Here is a 17359-nt window from a genome sequence, read left to right as displayed (position 1 = left end):
AAAATTTCGGTTTTTATTTATGATTTTAGCATCAAATATTCACAAATACTACGATGATTTACACGTTTTAAAAGGAGTAAACCTTCATATTAAAAAAGGTGAAATAGTTTCTATTGTTGGTGCATCTGGTGCTGGAAAAACAACACTTCTGCAAATTTTAGGAACACTTGATACTTTTGATAAAGGCGAGCTTACTATTGACAACGTTGATCTTTCAGGTTTAAATAGTAAAGAACTTGCTAAATTTAGAAATGACTCTCTGGGTTTTATTTTTCAATTTCATCAATTAATGCCAGAATTTACAGCACTTGAGAATGTTTGCATTCCTGGTTTTATCAAGAAAACACCAAAGGAACAAGTTGAAAAACGTGCTTTAGAATTATTAAGCTTTTTAGGTTTAGAACATCGTGCTAGCCATAAGCCAAATGAATTATCTGGTGGTGAACAACAACGTGTTGCTGTTGCTAGGTCATTAATTAATAATCCAGGAATAATTTTAGCCGACGAGCCAAGCGGTAATCTTGATACTGAAAGTGCTGAGAATTTACATAATTTGTTTTTTAAACTTCGGGATGAATTTGGGCAAACATTTGTAATAGTTACTCACAATGAAGAACTTGCAGCTATGGCTGATAGAAAATTAACAATGGTTGATGGGCTTATTGAACTTTAGAAAATACGCGCCTTCCCATAGTATTTGTTACGGTTCCAATATTATAAGTTACTATTAATGAGTTTTCATTCAATAACTCAATGGTTTCTAAAGAACTTTGTCCATTAACAATGAGATTGTACCCAACATTAGGGACTACTTCGTAATTATATAAAACTATATCATTAGCTGTTTGACCTTCACATAAGTTTTGATTAATATAAATATTTAGATTCCCATTAGACGTAAATTGCCATAAATCATCATTAAAACAAAATAAGCTATCAGAAACCCACTCATCATTTTCTGTCTCCCTATGTTGAAAATCTACAACAGCCCAAGTACCATTATCAATAGTTAGTAAATTAGCTATGTCTAGATCTGAATTAGAATCGTCATCTGAGTTACAGGATATCATACTTAGAATTACAAATGCCGAAATAATAATTTTATTTATCATATTTATTTAATAAGTTGAATCACAAATAAACTTTATTATGAAGTTATTTTCAATACCCTTTAATGGCTATTTTTATATGAATTTATTTTTATGAAAAAACTATCTCAAAGTGAATTAAAAGAATTTTTAGATGAAAAAGCTGCGCTTTACAATAGCACTTCTTTTATTGAAACAGATCCTATTCAAATACCACATAACTATACATTAAAAGAAGATATTGAAATTTCAGGTTTTTTAATAGCAACAATAGCTTGGGGTAATCGTAAAAGCATTATTAATAATGGAGGGAAATTACTCGATATTATGGGAAATTCACCATTAGATTTTGTCATGGAGTATCGTGACAACAATAGGTCTTTAGTCAATGGTTTTGTACATAGAACTTTTAATGAAAATGATTTAGATTATTTTTTTAAATCGTTACAGAATCTTTACACTAATCATAAAGGAATGGAAGCTATTTTTAGAAATAATGCTACCTCTAAGAGCTTACAACCTGCTATTTCAGAATTTAAAAAAATTTTTTTTGAACTCCCTCATGAGTCACGTACTCAAAAACATGTAAGTGATCCATTAAAAAATAGTGCTGCTAAACGGATTAACATGTTTCTTAGATGGATGATTAGAAACGATGCAAACGGAGTTGATTTTGGAATCTGGAAAAGTATCTCCCCCTCTATTTTATCTTGTCCTCTTGATGTACATAGTGGCGGTATAGCTAGAAAACTTGGGATTTTAAAAAGGAAACAAAACGATGGAAAAGCCTTAGCAGAATTAGACACTCAACTTCGAAAATTTGATCCAATTGACCCTGTTAAATATGATTTTGCGCTATTTGGTCTTGGTGCATTTGAGAATTTTTAATTTGTGAATATAAATTTAACTCTTTCAAATGTTAAATTTTTTAACATTATTAACAACACATAGACCAATAGGTTACCTTTACTTAATTCCCCCAATAGTTTTTTAATAAATTATTATTGTTATGCCTAGAGATCCTATTATCAAAGAAAATGATGTTGCACGCGTTGCAGCATTGCAAAAATATAATGTGCTTTATACTGATAAGGAAGAGGAATATGACCAAATTACACAGTTAGCTTCTCAAATTACAGATATGCCTATTTCACTCATCTCATTTGTAGATGAAGATGATGTATGGTATAAATCGACCAAAGGAATGAATCTTTGTGCGGTAGATCGTGAGTTGTCATTTTGCAGCTATGCAATTGAAGCAAATACAAATGTTTTTATATTAGAGGACATTAAGAACAATCCTCAATTTAAAAATCATCCATTTGTTATTTTAGAAGAAAACCCAGTACAATTTTACGCTGGTGTTTGTTTAATAGATAAGGAAGGTCATAAACTTGGAACCTTATGTGTTATTGATAATAAACCCAATACCATTTCAGATTCACAAATAAAATCGTTGCAAACATTAGCAAAACAAGTGGTAAAGCTAATAGAATTACATCAAGCAAATGATGTTTTAAATAAAACTAAAAAAAGTTTACAACATAAAAATACTGAATTGAAGAGTTTTGCCGGAGTAGTTTCTCACGATATGAAAATGCCCTTAGCTAACATTATCATCACTACTGATATATTAAAAGCTAAATACTCTAAAGTTTTAGACTCAAATGCTAAAGAACATTTGAAAAGCTTAAAAAGATCCTCATTTTCTCTAAGTGACTATATAACAGGACTTTTAGAACATTACGAAAGTGACCAACATTGTGATAATCAAGTTCATGAATTTGATATTCACGAACTTCTTGAAGAAATTATAGATAGTTTAAATATTGATTTTGAATGTGATATCAACTTCCCTGAGAAGAATATTGAACTTAATTGTAATAAAGAAGCGTTAAAACAAATACTGTTCAACCTTATAGCAAATAGTTTAAAATATAATGATAAAAGCACCGTTGTTATTGATATAGATTGTCAAGAAAAGTCTTTACATTATTATTTTAAAATTACTGATAATGGTACAGGAATTCCTAAGGATAAACAAAAAGATATTTTCACCCTGTTTTCAACATTAGGTAAAAAAGACCGAAAAGGAAATACTGGAAATGGAATAGGTCTATCTACAGTAAAAAAGATTGTTGAACGTTTTGGAGGAGAAATCTTATTAACTTCAGATGAAGATAAAGGGACTAAAATCGAATTCACAATCGCTAAAGAGATCATTAATTAAATTATCAATTTCTATTATTTCAAATTATTAGTTATAATTATTACATTTTTAAACCTACATGCTCGCCCCTAAAAAACCGTCTAACGAAATAGCACGACTTAAAGCCTTAAAATCTTACGGCTTACTAGACACGCAACCTGAGGAAGATTATGATAATCTTACTGCAATGGTTGCAGATTACTGTGAAGCACCTATCTCATTAGTAACACTCCTTGATGAAGAACGAAATTTTCTAAAATCGCAACACGGAGTGCCTTTTAATGAATCTCCAAGAGATATATCTTTTTGCGGCCACGCTATACTTGATAATAATGCAATTTTTATTATTCCAGATGCCCGAAAAGATGAGCGATTTAAAGACAACCCAATTGTTACAGAACAAGGTGCCGTTTTTTATGCTGGCGTACCGTTAATTGACCCTGAAGGATTTGCTTTAGGTACTTTATGTGTTTTTGATGTAAAACCTAGAGAACTTAATGATAAGCAAAAACAAATGCTAATTACTTTAGGTAAACAAATAGTAAAACTGTTCATTTTACATAAAAACAATAACCAACTTAAAATAAATCAAGAATCTTTAAAAATTAGCAATAAGCGACTTAAACAATTTGCTGGTGTTGTAACACATGATTTAAAATCACCCTTGGCTAATATTACATCATTGTCGAGAATGCTTAAAGACGAGTATAAAAGTAATTTTGATTTTCAAGGATTGGAATACTTAGATTATATTGAAGAATCTTCAGAGAAGCTTGCTGCTTATATTGAAGGTATGCTCAAATACTACAAATCAGATGAACTTACTATAGTTGACAAACAAAAAGTGGATATTCAAGACATATTTAATGAGCTTGAAGGTATGCTATTTATTAATGAGGAAGAGTTTGAATATCCACAAGAATCATTAATAATCAATATCAATAAACCTGCTGTAGAACAAGTTTTGATGAATCTAATTGGAAATTCATTAAAATATAACAACAATAAAACACCCTTTGTAGAAGTAACTTTCAAGCAACGAAAACAATTTTATGAATTTTCGGTTACTGATAACGGAATCGGAATTGATATCGAAAAACAAAAAATAATATTCGAATTATTTAAAACCGCAACTGACAAAGATAAATACGGTAAAAAAGGCTCGGGTATTGGTCTTGCAACAGTTAAAAAAATTGTCGAGGAACTTGGCGGAAGTATTAATGTAGTATCTGAAATAGGCAAAGGAACTACTTTTACCTTTACTGTAGCTAAATAGGTTTTTTAGCATCCATTTTTTTATATTTGCTTAATAAATCTAAGAATGCAGTTTAAACATCCAGAACTTCTCTACGCGCTATTACTACTGCTCATTCCTATTATTATTCATTTATTCCAGTTGCGTCGATTTCAAAAAGTAGCGTTTACAAATGTTGCTTTTCTAAAAAAAGTATCTGTTCAAACTAGAAAAAGTTCTCAAATCAAAAAATGGCTGACCCTATTTATGAGACTTGGAGCATTTGCCGCAATTATTCTTGCCTTTGCCCAGCCTTTTTCTGCTTCTAAAACAGCCTTAAATACCACTAAAGAAACCGTAATATATTTAGACAACTCATTTAGTGCAGATGCTAAAGGAGCAAATGGCCCTTTACTTGAAAGAGCAAAACAAGACCTTTATGGTCAACTTATAAATGGCGAAAAAATAAGTTGGTTCACAAACAACACTACCCGTAAAAATATAGCTGTAAAAAACGCTAAAGAAGAAATTTTAAAAACGTCATTAACTAGCAAGCAATTAACACCTAACGAAGTGGTGCTTAAAGCTGAAAAAATGTTTTCTGAAAACAAAAATTCAGACAAACGATTAATTTATATATCAGACTTTCAGCAAAAAGAAGCCTTCCCTTCTCTAGGAGAAAATTTCAGAATTGATGCTGTACAATTGAAGCCTATTTCAGAAAATAATATTTCTATCGATTCAATAAGTGCAACATCTAAAAACGGAAATAACATTTCGGTTAAAGTAAACGTATCTTCAGGGAAAGTTATAGAAAATACTGTAGCTATTGCCATTTATAATGGTTCAGAACTTATTGCTAAAACAGCAATGGACTTTTCAGAAAACACCAGCCAGCAGGCTATTTTTGATATTGATAATACAATTGGCTTTAATGGAAAAGTTCAGATAACAGATTCGGGTTTAAACTATGATAACACTTTGTTTTTCAGCTTAAACAAACCTACTCAGCTAAAAGTGCTTTCTGTTAACAATAGCAGCTCTAACTTTCTACAAAGGTTATTTAATAGTGAGGAGTTTAGTTACACACAACAAGACAATCGAAATCTTGATTTTAGTAAAATTTCTGAACAGGATTGTATTATACTTAATGAATTAGATAACATCCCTACACCGCTAACAGAGGCTCTAAAATCATTTGTTTCAAATGGTGGTAGCTTAACTATAATCCCTTCGGCTAACGTTGACATAAATTCATACAACAATCTAATATCACCACTTGGATTAGGAAAGATCACGGAGCTAAATAAACAAGAAAAAAAGATAACTCAAATAGTTTTTGATCACCCTATCTATAACGATGTATTTGAAACTCGAGTTGTAAACTTTCAATTTCCTAAAGTAAATACCTACTATAATAGTATAACGAGAGCTACTCCTATTCTTAAATTTGAAGACGGGAAGCCATTTATTATCACTAGTGGAAATACGTATTTAGTAACTGCACCTATAAACACGGCAAATTCTAATTTTACAAGTTCACCACTAATAGTACCTACTTTTTACAATATTGCTAGACAAAGTTTGCAGTTATCTAAGTTATACTTTAACCTAAATAAAACAAATAAATTTGCAGTACCAATTACTATTAGCCAAGATGAAATACTTTCAATTAAAGACAGTATTTCTAGTTATATACCATTACAACAAGCTAAGTCTAACAAGGTATTAATTACCACTACAGATACCCCTGAAATAGCTGGTAATTATCAAATTACAAAAAATACAATAGCTTTAGAAAATGTAAGCTATAATTATCCACGAGACGAAAGTGTTTTAACCTATTTAGATGCTTCAACTTGGGAAAATGTAACAACTCACACAAGTATCAATGAGCTTTTTACAAGCATTGAAGCAGAAAACAATATTTCAGAATTTTGGAAATGGTTTGTCATATTAGGACTCCTATTTTTAGTAGCTGAAATGTTACTTCTGAAATTTTATAAACGTTAACCCTGTTCTAAAACCATCAACCAAAATGGAATATTTAATTAAGAACGCAATTATCGTAGACGCCAAGAGCGATCACCATTTACAAAAAAGAGACATTCTTATTGAAAATGGTATAATAACTAACATAGATTCCACCATTAAAGTTTCGGATAAATCAAAAGTTATCGAACTAGTTAATCTTCACGTATCTGCTGGATGGTTTGATAGCAGCATAAGTTTTGGAGAACCAGGCTTTGAAGAGCGCGAAACTATCGCTAACGGTTTAAAAACTGCTGCTTATAGTGGTTTTACAGATATTATCTTAAACACAAATACTAATCCTGTCCCAGATAATAAAGGTGCAATTAGGTTTATTAAATCTAATGGAGATAAAGCTGCAACAAGTATTCATCCAGCGGGAACATTTACGCAAAGTGCCGATGGTGAACATTTAGCTGAGCTTTTTGATATGTCTCAAGATGGCGCTGTTAGCTTTTTTGATTATAAAAAACCTATTAAAAACCCCAACTTACTTAAAATAGGATTACAATATACGCAGCGATTTGATGCAATTGTGCAATCCTTTCCACTTGAAGCTTCAATTTCACCTAAAGGAATTGTAAATGAGCATATTAACAGCACACAACTAGGTCTAAAAGGTGTTCCTTCACTTTCTGAAACACTACAAATATCTAGAGATTTAGCAATTTTAGAATACTCTGGGGGAAGATTACACATTCCAACGATTTCAACATCAAAATCTGTAGCACTTATTAGAGATGCTAAAAAGAATGGATTGAATGTAACATGTAGTGTTGCTGCACACAATTTATACTTAACAGACGATGAGCTACATAGCTTTGACACCTCATACAAACTAACACCACCTTTAAGAACAAAAGAGGATATTAAAGCATTAATAAAAGGTGTTAAAGATGGAACAATAGATATGGTTACAAGTGACCACAACCCTATTGATGTTGAAAATAAAAATTTAGAATTTGATCACGCATCATATGGAAGTATCGGACTAGAGAGTTGTTTTGGTACAATACTTTCTAAATTAGATTTAGAAACTGCTATTAACGCACTTACAAAACAATCTCAATTTAACTTAAAATCTTCAGGGGTAGAAAAAGGTTCAATAGCTTCTTTAACATTATTTAATCCAAGTATTGAATGGACGTTTAGCACTAGTGATATTTTATCTACATCACATAATGCAGCTATGTTAGGAAAAAAACTTACAGGTCGAGCTTATGGAATTTTTAATAACAAAAAGTTAGCACTTCATAAACTATAATTGATGGAAAACACAACACCCGTTTCTGCAAAGAAAAAAGCAGTTATTGGATATATAACTATAATAGGTTTATTTATTGCTATGTCCATGAACAGTGATAACAAAGACGGTTTTACAACTAGACATTTACAAAATATGTTTGGATTTACAGTATTATGGATTTGCTCTCAAGTCGCCATTTTTTATATTAATACAACCTTAGGTGATATTTTATGGCTAATGAGCTTAGTACTAATTATTTCACAAGCAATTAGAGCTTATCAAGCTAAAGAACCTAACATTCCATTTTTGAGTAGGAAATTTCAGCAATGGTTTACGTTTTTAGCGTAGGAATTGTATCTTTAAAGAAACCTAAACAATTTAAATAATGGAAAAAGAAACTACAACTAACAACTCAATGGCTATTGTGGCTTATCTAACTCTTATAGGTTGGATTATTGCTATTGTGGTTAATAATGATAAAAAAGACCCTTTTGTATCTTTTCACATACGCCAAATGCTTGGGATTATGCTTTTAGCCTTTGCAATTTCATTAGTAATACAATTAACTGGGGTGGGTATATTAAGTATACTCCACTTAGGAACATTTGTACTATGGATTTTAGGAATAATGAGTGCATTTAAAGGAACTACAGATCCAGTACCTTTAGTAGGAGTACAATTTCAAGATTGGTTTAAAGCAATATCTTAAAAAGTATTTTTTTATTCTGAAATTTTAAATAATTATCATTCAAAGATGCCATTTCAATAATGGCATCTTTTATTTTTGTAAAATGACAAAGCAACAACTCTCTTTAGAACATAATTATAAAGCCCCAACTGAAAAAACTTCAGAAAAGGCACCGGCTATTATTTTATTACACGGATACGGTAGTAATGAAGATGATTTATTCTCATTTGCGCCAGAGCTTCCTGAAACACATCATATAATTGCCCTTAAGGCACCATTACCTTTACAACCTTACGGTAACGCTTGGTATAATATCCATTTTGATGCTAATGACGGAAAATTTAATGATGTACCACAAGCTATTGCTTCAAGAGATTTAATTGTAGGGTGCATTGATGAAATAATCGAAAAATACCAAGTAGATGCAAACAACATAACATTAATAGGTTTCAGCCAAGGAACTATATTAAGTTTTGCCATTGCATTAAGTTATCCTGAAAAAGTTAAAAACCTAGTAGGATTAAGCGGTTATATTAGTGAGGACATGCTTAAAGAAGGTTACCAAAATAATGATTTTTCTAAACTCAATGTTTACAGCTCTCACGGTACAGTGGATCAAGTAATTCCTGTTACTTGGGCTCAAAAAACAAAACCCTTTTTAAAGAATTTAGGAATTGAATGTACCTACTCCGAATTTCCTGTTGGACACGGAGTAGCTCCTCAAAATTTCTTTGAGTTTAAAGAATGGTTGGCTGACAAATAATCAATTACCGCTATAAAGCAACGAACTAACCGGAGTCAATTCTAGCTTATTATTTTCATCAAAGAAATATTCTATAATCATTTCTCCCCAATTAGTACCATCCGAAAAATCTGCTAGAATCCAACGGTGATTGATAAACTTAACTTTGTTTATTTTAAAATCACCATTGACACCCTTTAAAGGAATAATTGGGTTCCCTCCTGCTTTTCCATTAGTATCGTAAATTTTATTGGTAATCATTTCCTCTACATCATCTGCCTCTAAGCCTAAACGTTCAATATATTCTATAGCATTTTCATTACCCTGTAATGTAAAATATGCAGCATCTTCAACTGATACAGCCACACTTTTTAGTGAATCCTCTGCAACTTGTAACTGCTCAGACAATGCATTAATTTGCTTTTCTTGAGATCCAAAAATTGATTTCTCATTTGCATATTGAAATATGATAAACAATACCGCAAAAAAGAATAAATACATAAACATACTCTTTCTCATAATTCTATCTTTTTCTATTTAAACAAGTTTTATCCTACTAATAAACTATAACTTTTACAATTCTATTTTTAAACCATCGTATGCTAAATGAACATTTTCAGGCAATTGATTTTCTACTTCTTTATGAAACCCTAAAACGTGACTAATATGTGTAAAGTAAGCCTTCTTCGGGTTCACTCTTTTTACAAACTGTAAAGCTTCATCTAGATTAAAGTGAGATTGATGTGGTTCAATACGAAGAGCATTTACAACCAAAACATCACAGTTTTCAATTTTTAAAATTTCGGCTTCCGAAATAGTTTTAACATCTGTTAAATAAACAAAACCATCAATTTTATAACCTAAAACGGGTAATGTTGCATGCATTGCTTCAACAGGAATAACTGTTTTATTATTTAGCTGAAATGTCATGTCCTTTGAAACTATATTCTGTGTAATCGTAGGAGCTCCTGGATATTTGTTTACAGTTTCAAAAATATAAGCAAAACGCAGTTGTAATGATTCAAATACGCGGGAGGAAGCATAAAATGGTATATCGCCTTGCTTAAAATAAAACGGGCGTATATCATCAATTCCTGCTGTATGATCACTATGTTCGTGCGTTAGCAATACACCATTAAGTTGCGTTACCTCTTCACGTAACATTTGTTGCCTAAAATCCGGACCACAATCAATTACGTAGTTTTTTTCTCCCCATTCTAATAGCACTGAAACCCTCAATCGTTTATCACGAGAGTCGCTACTTAAACACACTGGATGCTTGCTGCCTATTACTGGAATTCCTTGTGAAGTTCCAGTCCCTAAAAAAGTGATCGAAATACCTGTTTTCATTACTACAAAAATAGCGGTTATTTTTTTGTTTAGATATCCTATTTACTACCTTTGTTATAAAGAAAACCCCCATTGTGCTATGCCAGATATGATAAAAGGTGACAGAGAATTTGAAGCAATTCCGTCAATTAGAAACAAGGCTTTACGTATTAATTTAAATGAAAATATCTACGGAACCTTTGCTGAGATAGGCGCTGGGCAGGAAACTGTACGTAACTTTTTTAGAGCTGGTGGTGCTTCTGGCACTATTGCAAAAACAATTTCGGCATACGATAAAGACTTTAGTGATGCCATTTATGGAATTGAAGAAGATGGCCGTTATGTAACTGAAGCTCGATTAAAGAAAATGCTTTCGCACGAGATGGAATTACTCGAGGAACGTATTCTTCGAGAAAAACATCCAAACAAGATGTATTTTGCCTTTGCTAACACCGTTGCAACAATAGATTTTGCTAAAAAATATAAAGGCCACGGCTGGGTTGGAATTAGATACCAAACAGATCCTGAAGAAGAATATAGCGAGATTATTATGCATATTCGTTTTCACGAAAATGAAGCCTTATTACAACAACACACTCTAGGTATTTTAGGTGTTAACCTAGTGTATGGAGCTTATTATAAGCATGATACACCTAAAAAATTACTTAGATATTTATACGATCATATTGATAAAGATAAGATTGAAATCGATACCATAAACTTTTCAGGACCGAAGTTTCAAAACGTTGACAACCGTTTAATGAGTTTACAGCTTATTAAAAACGGAATGACTGATGCGGTAATGTTTGGACCTGATGGAAATAATGTATTACCAGCTAGAATATTATACAAAAAGAATGTTTTAGCACTTCGAGGAAGCTTTAGACCTGTAACTAAAGTAAACATTGACATGTATGAGAGATCACATGAAATGTTTGTGGCTGAATCTAAAGTTGATCCTGAGAAAACTGTTACTATTTTTGAGATTACGCTATCTAATTTAAGAGCTGAAGGTGAAATTGACGAAAGAGACTTTATGGACAGAGCTAAATTGCTATGCTCTTTAGGACATACGGTTATGATTTCTAATTTCCAAGAATATTATAAGCTAGTTGAATACTTCTCTAAATTTACTAAAAACAGATTAGGCCTTGCAATGGGTGTTAATAATCTTGTTGATGTATTTGACGAAAAATACTATCGCCATTTAAGTGGTGGTATTCTTGAAGCTTTTGGAAAGTTATTTTTTAAAGATTTAAAAGTATACCTCTACCCTATGCATAACCCTGAAACTGGAGAATATACTACAAGTGAAAACTTGAAAGTACATCCACGAATGAAGGAATTGTATAAATTCTTCAAATACAATGGAAAAGTTGTAGATATTGAAAATTTCAATCCTGAAATTATGGACATCTTTTCAAGAGAAGTTTTATATAAAATTGAAAACAATGAACCAGGTTGGGAAAAAATGTTACCCGCTGGTATTGCAAGCTTAATAAAAGAAAAAAATCTTTTTAGCTGTAATATAGATCAAGAAGTTATAGATGTAGACTTTGATATGGAAGTTTAAGTTACTCATATCTGAAATTCAATAAATAAAAAAGCTCCCAAACTTAGTTTGGGAGCTTTTTATATTTAATAATACACGGTGTTATTCTAAAATCTGAGCTGCGTGATCTTTTGTTTTTACCTTATCAATAACTCGTTCTACAATCCCTTCTTCATCTATTAGAAAAGTTTTACGGTGAATTCCATCGTATTCCTTTCCCATAAATTTTTTGTATCCCCAAACCCCAAAGGCATTGATCACTTCCTTTTCTGTATCCGCTAGCAATGGAAATGGAAATTCGTATTTGTCTTTAAAATTAGATTGTCTCTTTTCGCTATCTGCACTTACTCCTAAAATTTGATATCCTTTAGATTGTAGCTCTTCATAGTTATCTCGTAAATTACAAGCCTCCGCAGTACAACCTGGCGTGCTCGCTTTAGGATAGAAAAAAACTACCAATTTTTTACCTTTAAAATCAGAAAGTTTAATAACATTCCCATCTTGGTCATTTACTTCAAAATATGGCACTTTATCGCCTGCTTGTAATGTGTTCATTTTAAAAAAATAATTAAATATTAATTTTTAATCAAACTAAAATTTCGGTTTAAATCTAAATTATAGTTAGATGTTTTATTTTTACTAAAAATACGAATTATGAACAAACAGGAAAAGGTAGACTTCGTTATTAATACGTTAAAAAAACTCTATCCCGAAATACCAATTCCTTTAGATCACAAGGATCCTTATACACTTTTAATAGCTGTATTAATGTCTGCTCAAAGTACTGATGTGAGAGTAAACAAAATTACTCCAATACTTTTTGAAATTGCAGATAATCCATACGACATGATAAAATTAACTGTCGAAGAAATTAGAGAAATAATAAAGCCTGTAGGGCTTTCGCCTATGAAAGCAAAGGGAATTCACGGTCTATCGCACATTTTAATTGACAAACATAACGGTCAAGTACCTAATGATTTAGAAGCATTAGAAGAGTTACCAGCTGTGGGACATAAAACAGCGAGTGTAGTTATATCTCAAGCATTTGGAGTACCGGCTTTTCCTGTTGACACACACATACATAGATTAATGTATCGTTGGGGTTTTACTAATGGTAAAAATGTGGTACAAACTGAGAAAGATGCTAAACGTTTATTTCCTGAACACGTTTGGAACGATTTACATTTACAAATTATCTGGTATGGTCGTCAATATTCTCCAGCAAGAGGTTGGGATTTAGAAAAAGATATAATTACAAATACTATTGGACGTAAAACTGTAATAGCAGATTATTACAAGAAAAAGAGAACGTAATTTTTTTTTATAATATTTCAGAACTAAGAGACTAATACTATAAAATGCAAAAACCCCCGAAATTTTCATTTCGGGGGTTTTTCAAAGTTTAGTTTAGAAGTGCTTCAAACTTCAATTTTTGGTAATCTATAACACTTAAAGCCTTAGAATAATCCAGCAAAAACCTAATAGTCTCTGCTTTTGGAACAATGTTTTCATCCACGTGTCCCGAACGTGAAGTTCTTGAGTACATTTTTTGCATATTTGTCAATTTGAGATTATTGTTATCAAGATAACGACAATTATTATGCAATATTGTACTAGTTTGTTAACACAATGTTATGTTTATCAATTACTTTGCGCAAATTTATTAATGCATAACGCATTCTACCCAATGCGGTATTAATACTTACTCCAGTTTGTTCACTTATTTCTTTGAAGCTCATATCCTTGTAAATACGCATCATTAGCACTTCTTTTTGATCTTCAGGAAGTTCTTCAATCAATCTTCTTACATCATTTTCGACCTGTCCTTTTATTATAGTATTTTCAGCGTTTAATGAGCTGTCTGAAAGCACAGAAAAAATATTAAAATCGCTATTATTTTCAAACTTAGGCATACGATTATTTTTTCTAAAATGGTCAATAACCAAATTATGTGCAATACGCATTACCCAAGGTAAAAATTTACCTTCCTCGTTATATTTTCCCCTTTTAAGGGAATTAATAACTTTAATAAAAGTGTCTTGAAAAACATCTTCAGCGACATCTCTATCAAAAACTTTTGAATAGATAAAGCTGTAAATTCTTTGTTTGTGACGTGTAATTAGGATAGACAACGCAGATTCTTCTCCTTGTATATAGGATGTTACTAAAACTGCATCAGTAGATGTGTTAGGCTTCATATCAATACTCTTTTTATTAATGAACAACTAGCAATTTTGGCTGCTAGTTTGTTATAATCTTAAAATTTAAAAAGTAGTAATATGCTATAGGCAATAATTTTAGTAAATATCGTTGTAAGGCTCAAATATAACATTATAATTTTCACAATACCAAAATATATGCTCTTTTTTCTTAAAATTATAATAAAAAAACACTTTTTTAAAAGGACAAAAACAAGTGTTATCTTTGTATATCACTTCACTAATTAAGGGGCATCGCGCATTGAAAACAGCAACAGAAGACACTAAGAAAAATATTATCATTAAAGGAGCACGACTCCACAACTTAAAGAACATAGATGTAACTATACCTAGAAATAAACTAGTGGTTATTACTGGTTTATCTGGTAGTGGTAAATCTAGTTTAGCTTTTGACACGCTATATGCAGAAGGTCAAAGACGCTATGTTGAAAGTCTTTCATCTTACGCGCGTCAATTTTTAGGAAGACTCAATAAACCTAAAGTAGATAGTATAAAAGGAATTGCTCCTGCTATTGCTATTGAACAAAAAGTAAATGCTACAAATCCAAGATCTACCGTAGGTACTTCTACTGAAATTTATGACTATCTAAAGCTCTTATACACTAGAATAGGCAGAACAATCTCACCTATTAGTGGCGAAGAAGTTAAAAAGGACACTGTTACAGATGTAATAAAATATATAAAAACACTTCCTCAAGGACAAAAAATGCTTCTGCTCACTCCTATCTTTTTAGAAGAAGGTAGAACAATGGAAAACAAAATACAAGCATTAGCTCAGCAAGGTTTTGCTAGAGTTAAAATTGAAGGGAAAGTTATTCGCATCGATGAATTATCTAAGTCATTACCAAAAGATATTCAATTAGTTGTCGATCGTATTATTACAAAGGATGATGAAGATTTTTACAATAGATTAGCTGATGCTGTACAAATGGCCTTTTACGAAGGTAAAGGTCAATTAATTCTAGAATCGCTAGATGACAATAGTATTAAAGATTTCAATAATAAATACGAACGTGACGGAATTACCTTTATGGAACCAAATATTCATTTATTTAGTTTCAACAATCCCTTTGGAGCCTGTCCTGTTTGTGAAGGATATGGCGATGTTATAGGTATTGATGAAGATTTAGTTATACCCAATACAGCTCTATCTATTTATGATAATGCCATATTTCCTTGGCGTGGAGACAGTATGGGGTGGTATCGTGACCAACTGGCAAATGCTGCATATAAATTTGACTTCCCTATTCATAAGCCTTGGTTTGAACTTACAGCAGCTCAACAACAATTAGTTTGGGAAGGAAATAACCATTTTGAAGGACTTAATTCTTTCTTTAAATTCCTTGAATCTAAAAGCTATAAAATTCAAAATAGAGTGATGTTATCACGCTATCGCGGAAAAACCAAGTGCAGTACTTGTAAAGGAAAAAGACTACGCCCTGAAGCTGGTTATGTAAAAATAGCTGGAGCTTCAATTCAAGAATTAGTAGAACTCCCTCTCAACGAAGTCGCAACGTTTTTTAAAAACTTAAAACTAAATGAATACGACTCGACAGTTGCTAAGCGATTGCTTTTAGAAATTAATAACCGACTCTCATTTTTAATGGATGTTGGACTAAGTTATTTAACATTAAACAGAAAAAGTAATACACTTTCAGGTGGAGAATCGCAACGAATTAATCTAGCTACTTCTTTAGGTAGTAGCCTTGTTGGGTCAATGTATATTTTAGATGAACCCAGCATAGGCCTACACCCAAAAGATACAGAACGACTAATCACTGTATTAAAATCATTGCGCGATCTTGGAAACACAGTTATTGTTGTAGAACACGACGAGGACATAATGAAAGCTGCAGACGAAATTATAGATATCGGACCTGAAGCAGGAACATTTGGTGGAGAAGTTGTAGCTCACGGCACCTATACCGAAATTTTAAAAAGCGATTCACTTACTGCTGGATATTTAAATGAAACGCTAAAAATTGAAGTGCCAGAAAAACGCCGAACTTCAACGAAAAATATCGAAATAATTGGAGCTCGCGAAAACAACTTAAAAAATATTGATGCAAAATTCCCTTTAGGCTGTCTAACAGTCGTAACTGGAGTTTCAGGTAGTGGTAAAAGTACCTTAGTTAAAAAAGTGCTCTACCCTGCCCTAATGAGAGATATTGCTGGCTACGGAGAAAAACCAGGACAGTTCTCTGAAATAAAAGGTGACTATAAAGCTATCAAAAACGTTGAGTTTATAGATCAAAACCCTATTGGTAGATCAAGTAGATCAAACCCTGTTACATATATTAAAGCCTATGACGATATCAGAAATTTATATGCAAAAGATAAGCTTTCATTAATTAGAGATTATAAAGCGAAGCACTTTAGTTTTAATGTCGATGGAGGTAGATGCGAAACTTGCAAAGGTGAAGGAGAAGTTACTATCGAAATGCAATTCATGGCTGACGTTCACTTAGAATGTGAAACATGCAACGGAAAACGTTTCAAAAAAGAAGTATTAGAGGTTAAAATTGCAAATAAGAATATTGATGATATTTTGAGATTAACCGTTGACGATGCAATAGTATTCTTCAAAAGTATTGATCTGAAAAAAATTGTCAATAAACTACAGCCACTTCAAGATGTTGGTTTAGGTTATGTCCAACTAGGACAAAGCTCTTCAACGTTATCTGGAGGTGAAGCACAACGTATTAAATTAGCTTCATTTCTAGTAAAGGGAATTACTAAAGATAAAACACTATTTATCTTTGATGAACCTACAACAGGATTACATTTCCACGATATTAAAAAATTATTGGCTTCATTTTATGCCCTACTAGATAAAGGACATACATTAATAGTAGTAGAACATAATTTAGATTTAATTAAATGTGCAGATTATATAATTGATTTGGGTTTAGATGGAGGTATTACCGGTGGACAAATTATGGTTTCAGGAACTCCAGAAGAAGTTGCTAAAAACAAAAAATCATACACCGCTAGCTATTTAAAAGAAAAGCTATAATCACA

At 31.8% G+C, this 17359-nt stretch carries 18 protein-coding genes; 12 read left to right on the top strand and 6 right to left on the bottom strand.

What is annotated here, in order from left to right; all coding sequences use genetic code 11:
- The first annotated feature begins 19 nt into the window (after window positions 1-19).
- Window positions 20-673: an ABC transporter ATP-binding protein gene (locus GBH57_RS06790; protein ID WP_151673361.1), complete on the top strand. Its 654-nt coding sequence runs from the start codon at window positions 20-22 to the stop codon at window positions 671-673.
- Here GBH57_RS06790 and GBH57_RS06785 read toward each other — a convergent pair.
- On the bottom strand, window positions 660-1112 hold the full coding sequence (locus tag GBH57_RS06785; protein ID WP_151673359.1) for a hypothetical protein: 453 nt from the start codon (window positions 1110-1112) through the stop codon (window positions 660-662). The genes GBH57_RS06790 and GBH57_RS06785 overlap by 14 nt on opposite strands.
- A 90-nt stretch (window positions 1113-1202) precedes the next feature.
- Here GBH57_RS06785 and GBH57_RS06780 point away from each other — a divergent pair, with 90 nt between their 5' ends.
- The 8 genes from GBH57_RS06780 to GBH57_RS06745 all read left to right on the top strand — a co-directional run bounded on the left by GBH57_RS06780 (window position 1203) and on the right by GBH57_RS06745 (window position 9259).
- Entirely contained in the window at window positions 1203-1976 is a 774-nt protein-coding gene (locus GBH57_RS06780) for a TIGR02757 family protein (RefSeq protein ID WP_151673357.1), read from the top strand.
- 121 nt (window positions 1977-2097) lie between these two features.
- A complete protein-coding gene (locus tag GBH57_RS06775; protein WP_151673355.1) occupies window positions 2098-3318 on the top strand; it encodes a sensor histidine kinase in 1221 nt (406 codons plus the stop codon).
- A 58-nt stretch (window positions 3319-3376) separates the two neighbouring features.
- Window positions 3377-4573, top strand: coding sequence for a sensor histidine kinase (locus tag GBH57_RS06770; protein ID WP_151673353.1), 1197 nt, complete (start codon window positions 3377-3379; stop codon window positions 4571-4573).
- A 45-nt stretch (window positions 4574-4618) separates the two neighbouring features.
- The gene (locus GBH57_RS06765) at window positions 4619-6544 is read left to right on the top strand and encodes a BatA domain-containing protein (protein ID WP_151673351.1); all 1926 of its coding nucleotides are present in this window, start codon (window positions 4619-4621) and stop codon (window positions 6542-6544) included.
- 25 nt (window positions 6545-6569) lie between these two features.
- The gene (locus GBH57_RS06760) at window positions 6570-7826 is read left to right on the top strand and encodes a dihydroorotase (RefSeq protein ID WP_151673349.1); all 1257 of its coding nucleotides are present in this window, start codon (window positions 6570-6572) and stop codon (window positions 7824-7826) included.
- 3 nt (window positions 7827-7829) lie between these two features.
- The gene (locus GBH57_RS06755; protein ID WP_151673347.1) at window positions 7830-8156 is read left to right on the top strand and encodes a hypothetical protein; all 327 of its coding nucleotides are present in this window, start codon (window positions 7830-7832) and stop codon (window positions 8154-8156) included.
- A 37-nt stretch (window positions 8157-8193) separates the two neighbouring features.
- The gene (locus GBH57_RS06750; protein WP_208997616.1) at window positions 8194-8517 is read left to right on the top strand and encodes a DUF4870 domain-containing protein; all 324 of its coding nucleotides are present in this window, start codon (window positions 8194-8196) and stop codon (window positions 8515-8517) included.
- Between the two features lie 82 nt (window positions 8518-8599).
- On the top strand, window positions 8600-9259 hold the full coding sequence (locus tag GBH57_RS06745) for an alpha/beta hydrolase (protein ID WP_151673345.1): 660 nt from the start codon (window positions 8600-8602) through the stop codon (window positions 9257-9259).
- Here GBH57_RS06745 and GBH57_RS06740 read toward each other — a convergent pair whose 3' ends face one another.
- Entirely contained in the window at window positions 9260-9757 is a 498-nt protein-coding gene (locus tag GBH57_RS06740) for a hydrolase (RefSeq protein ID WP_151673343.1), read from the bottom strand.
- 54 nt (window positions 9758-9811) lie between these two features.
- Window positions 9812-10588 carry an MBL fold metallo-hydrolase gene (locus GBH57_RS06735; RefSeq protein ID WP_235904661.1) on the bottom strand — a complete coding sequence of 259 codons (777 nt, stop codon included), beginning with the start codon at window positions 10586-10588 and terminating at the stop codon, window positions 9812-9814.
- A gap of 79 nt (window positions 10589-10667) precedes the next feature.
- Here GBH57_RS06735 and GBH57_RS06730 point away from each other — a divergent pair, with 79 nt between their 5' ends.
- A complete protein-coding gene (locus GBH57_RS06730) occupies window positions 10668-12140 on the top strand; it encodes a TonB-dependent receptor (RefSeq protein ID WP_151673341.1) in 1473 nt (490 codons plus the stop codon).
- A gap of 81 nt (window positions 12141-12221) precedes the next feature.
- Here GBH57_RS06730 and bcp read toward each other — a convergent pair whose 3' ends face one another.
- Window positions 12222-12674, bottom strand: coding sequence for a thioredoxin-dependent thiol peroxidase (gene bcp, locus GBH57_RS06725; RefSeq protein WP_151673339.1), 453 nt, complete (start codon window positions 12672-12674; stop codon window positions 12222-12224).
- A gap of 99 nt (window positions 12675-12773) precedes the next feature.
- Here bcp and GBH57_RS06720 point away from each other — a divergent pair, with 99 nt between their 5' ends.
- Window positions 12774-13433 carry an endonuclease III domain-containing protein gene (locus GBH57_RS06720; protein ID WP_151673338.1) on the top strand — a complete coding sequence of 220 codons (660 nt, stop codon included), beginning with the start codon at window positions 12774-12776 and terminating at the stop codon, window positions 13431-13433.
- A gap of 88 nt (window positions 13434-13521) precedes the next feature.
- Here GBH57_RS06720 and GBH57_RS16095 read toward each other — a convergent pair whose 3' ends face one another.
- Entirely contained in the window at window positions 13522-13674 is a 153-nt protein-coding gene (locus GBH57_RS16095; RefSeq protein WP_162851986.1) for a hypothetical protein, read from the bottom strand.
- Window positions 13675-13732: 58 nt separating this feature from the next.
- Complete coding sequence (locus GBH57_RS06715) at window positions 13733-14317, bottom strand: RNA polymerase sigma factor (RefSeq protein WP_151673336.1); 585 nt, start codon at window positions 14315-14317, stop codon at window positions 13733-13735.
- Between the two features lie 262 nt (window positions 14318-14579).
- On the opposite strand from GBH57_RS06715, the gene uvrA reads away from it, so the two are divergent.
- On the top strand, window positions 14580-17354 hold the full coding sequence (uvrA, locus tag GBH57_RS06710; protein ID WP_151673464.1) for an excinuclease ABC subunit UvrA: 2775 nt from the start codon (window positions 14580-14582) through the stop codon (window positions 17352-17354).
- Window positions 17355-17359: the final 5 nt, after the last annotated feature.

This window comes from Patiriisocius marinus (assembly GCF_008974325.1).
Lineage (GTDB): Bacteria > Bacteroidota > Bacteroidia > Flavobacteriales > Flavobacteriaceae > Patiriisocius > Patiriisocius marinus.
The sequence above is the reverse complement of the archived record's forward strand: the minus strand, read 5'-3'. Positions and strand labels throughout refer to the sequence as shown.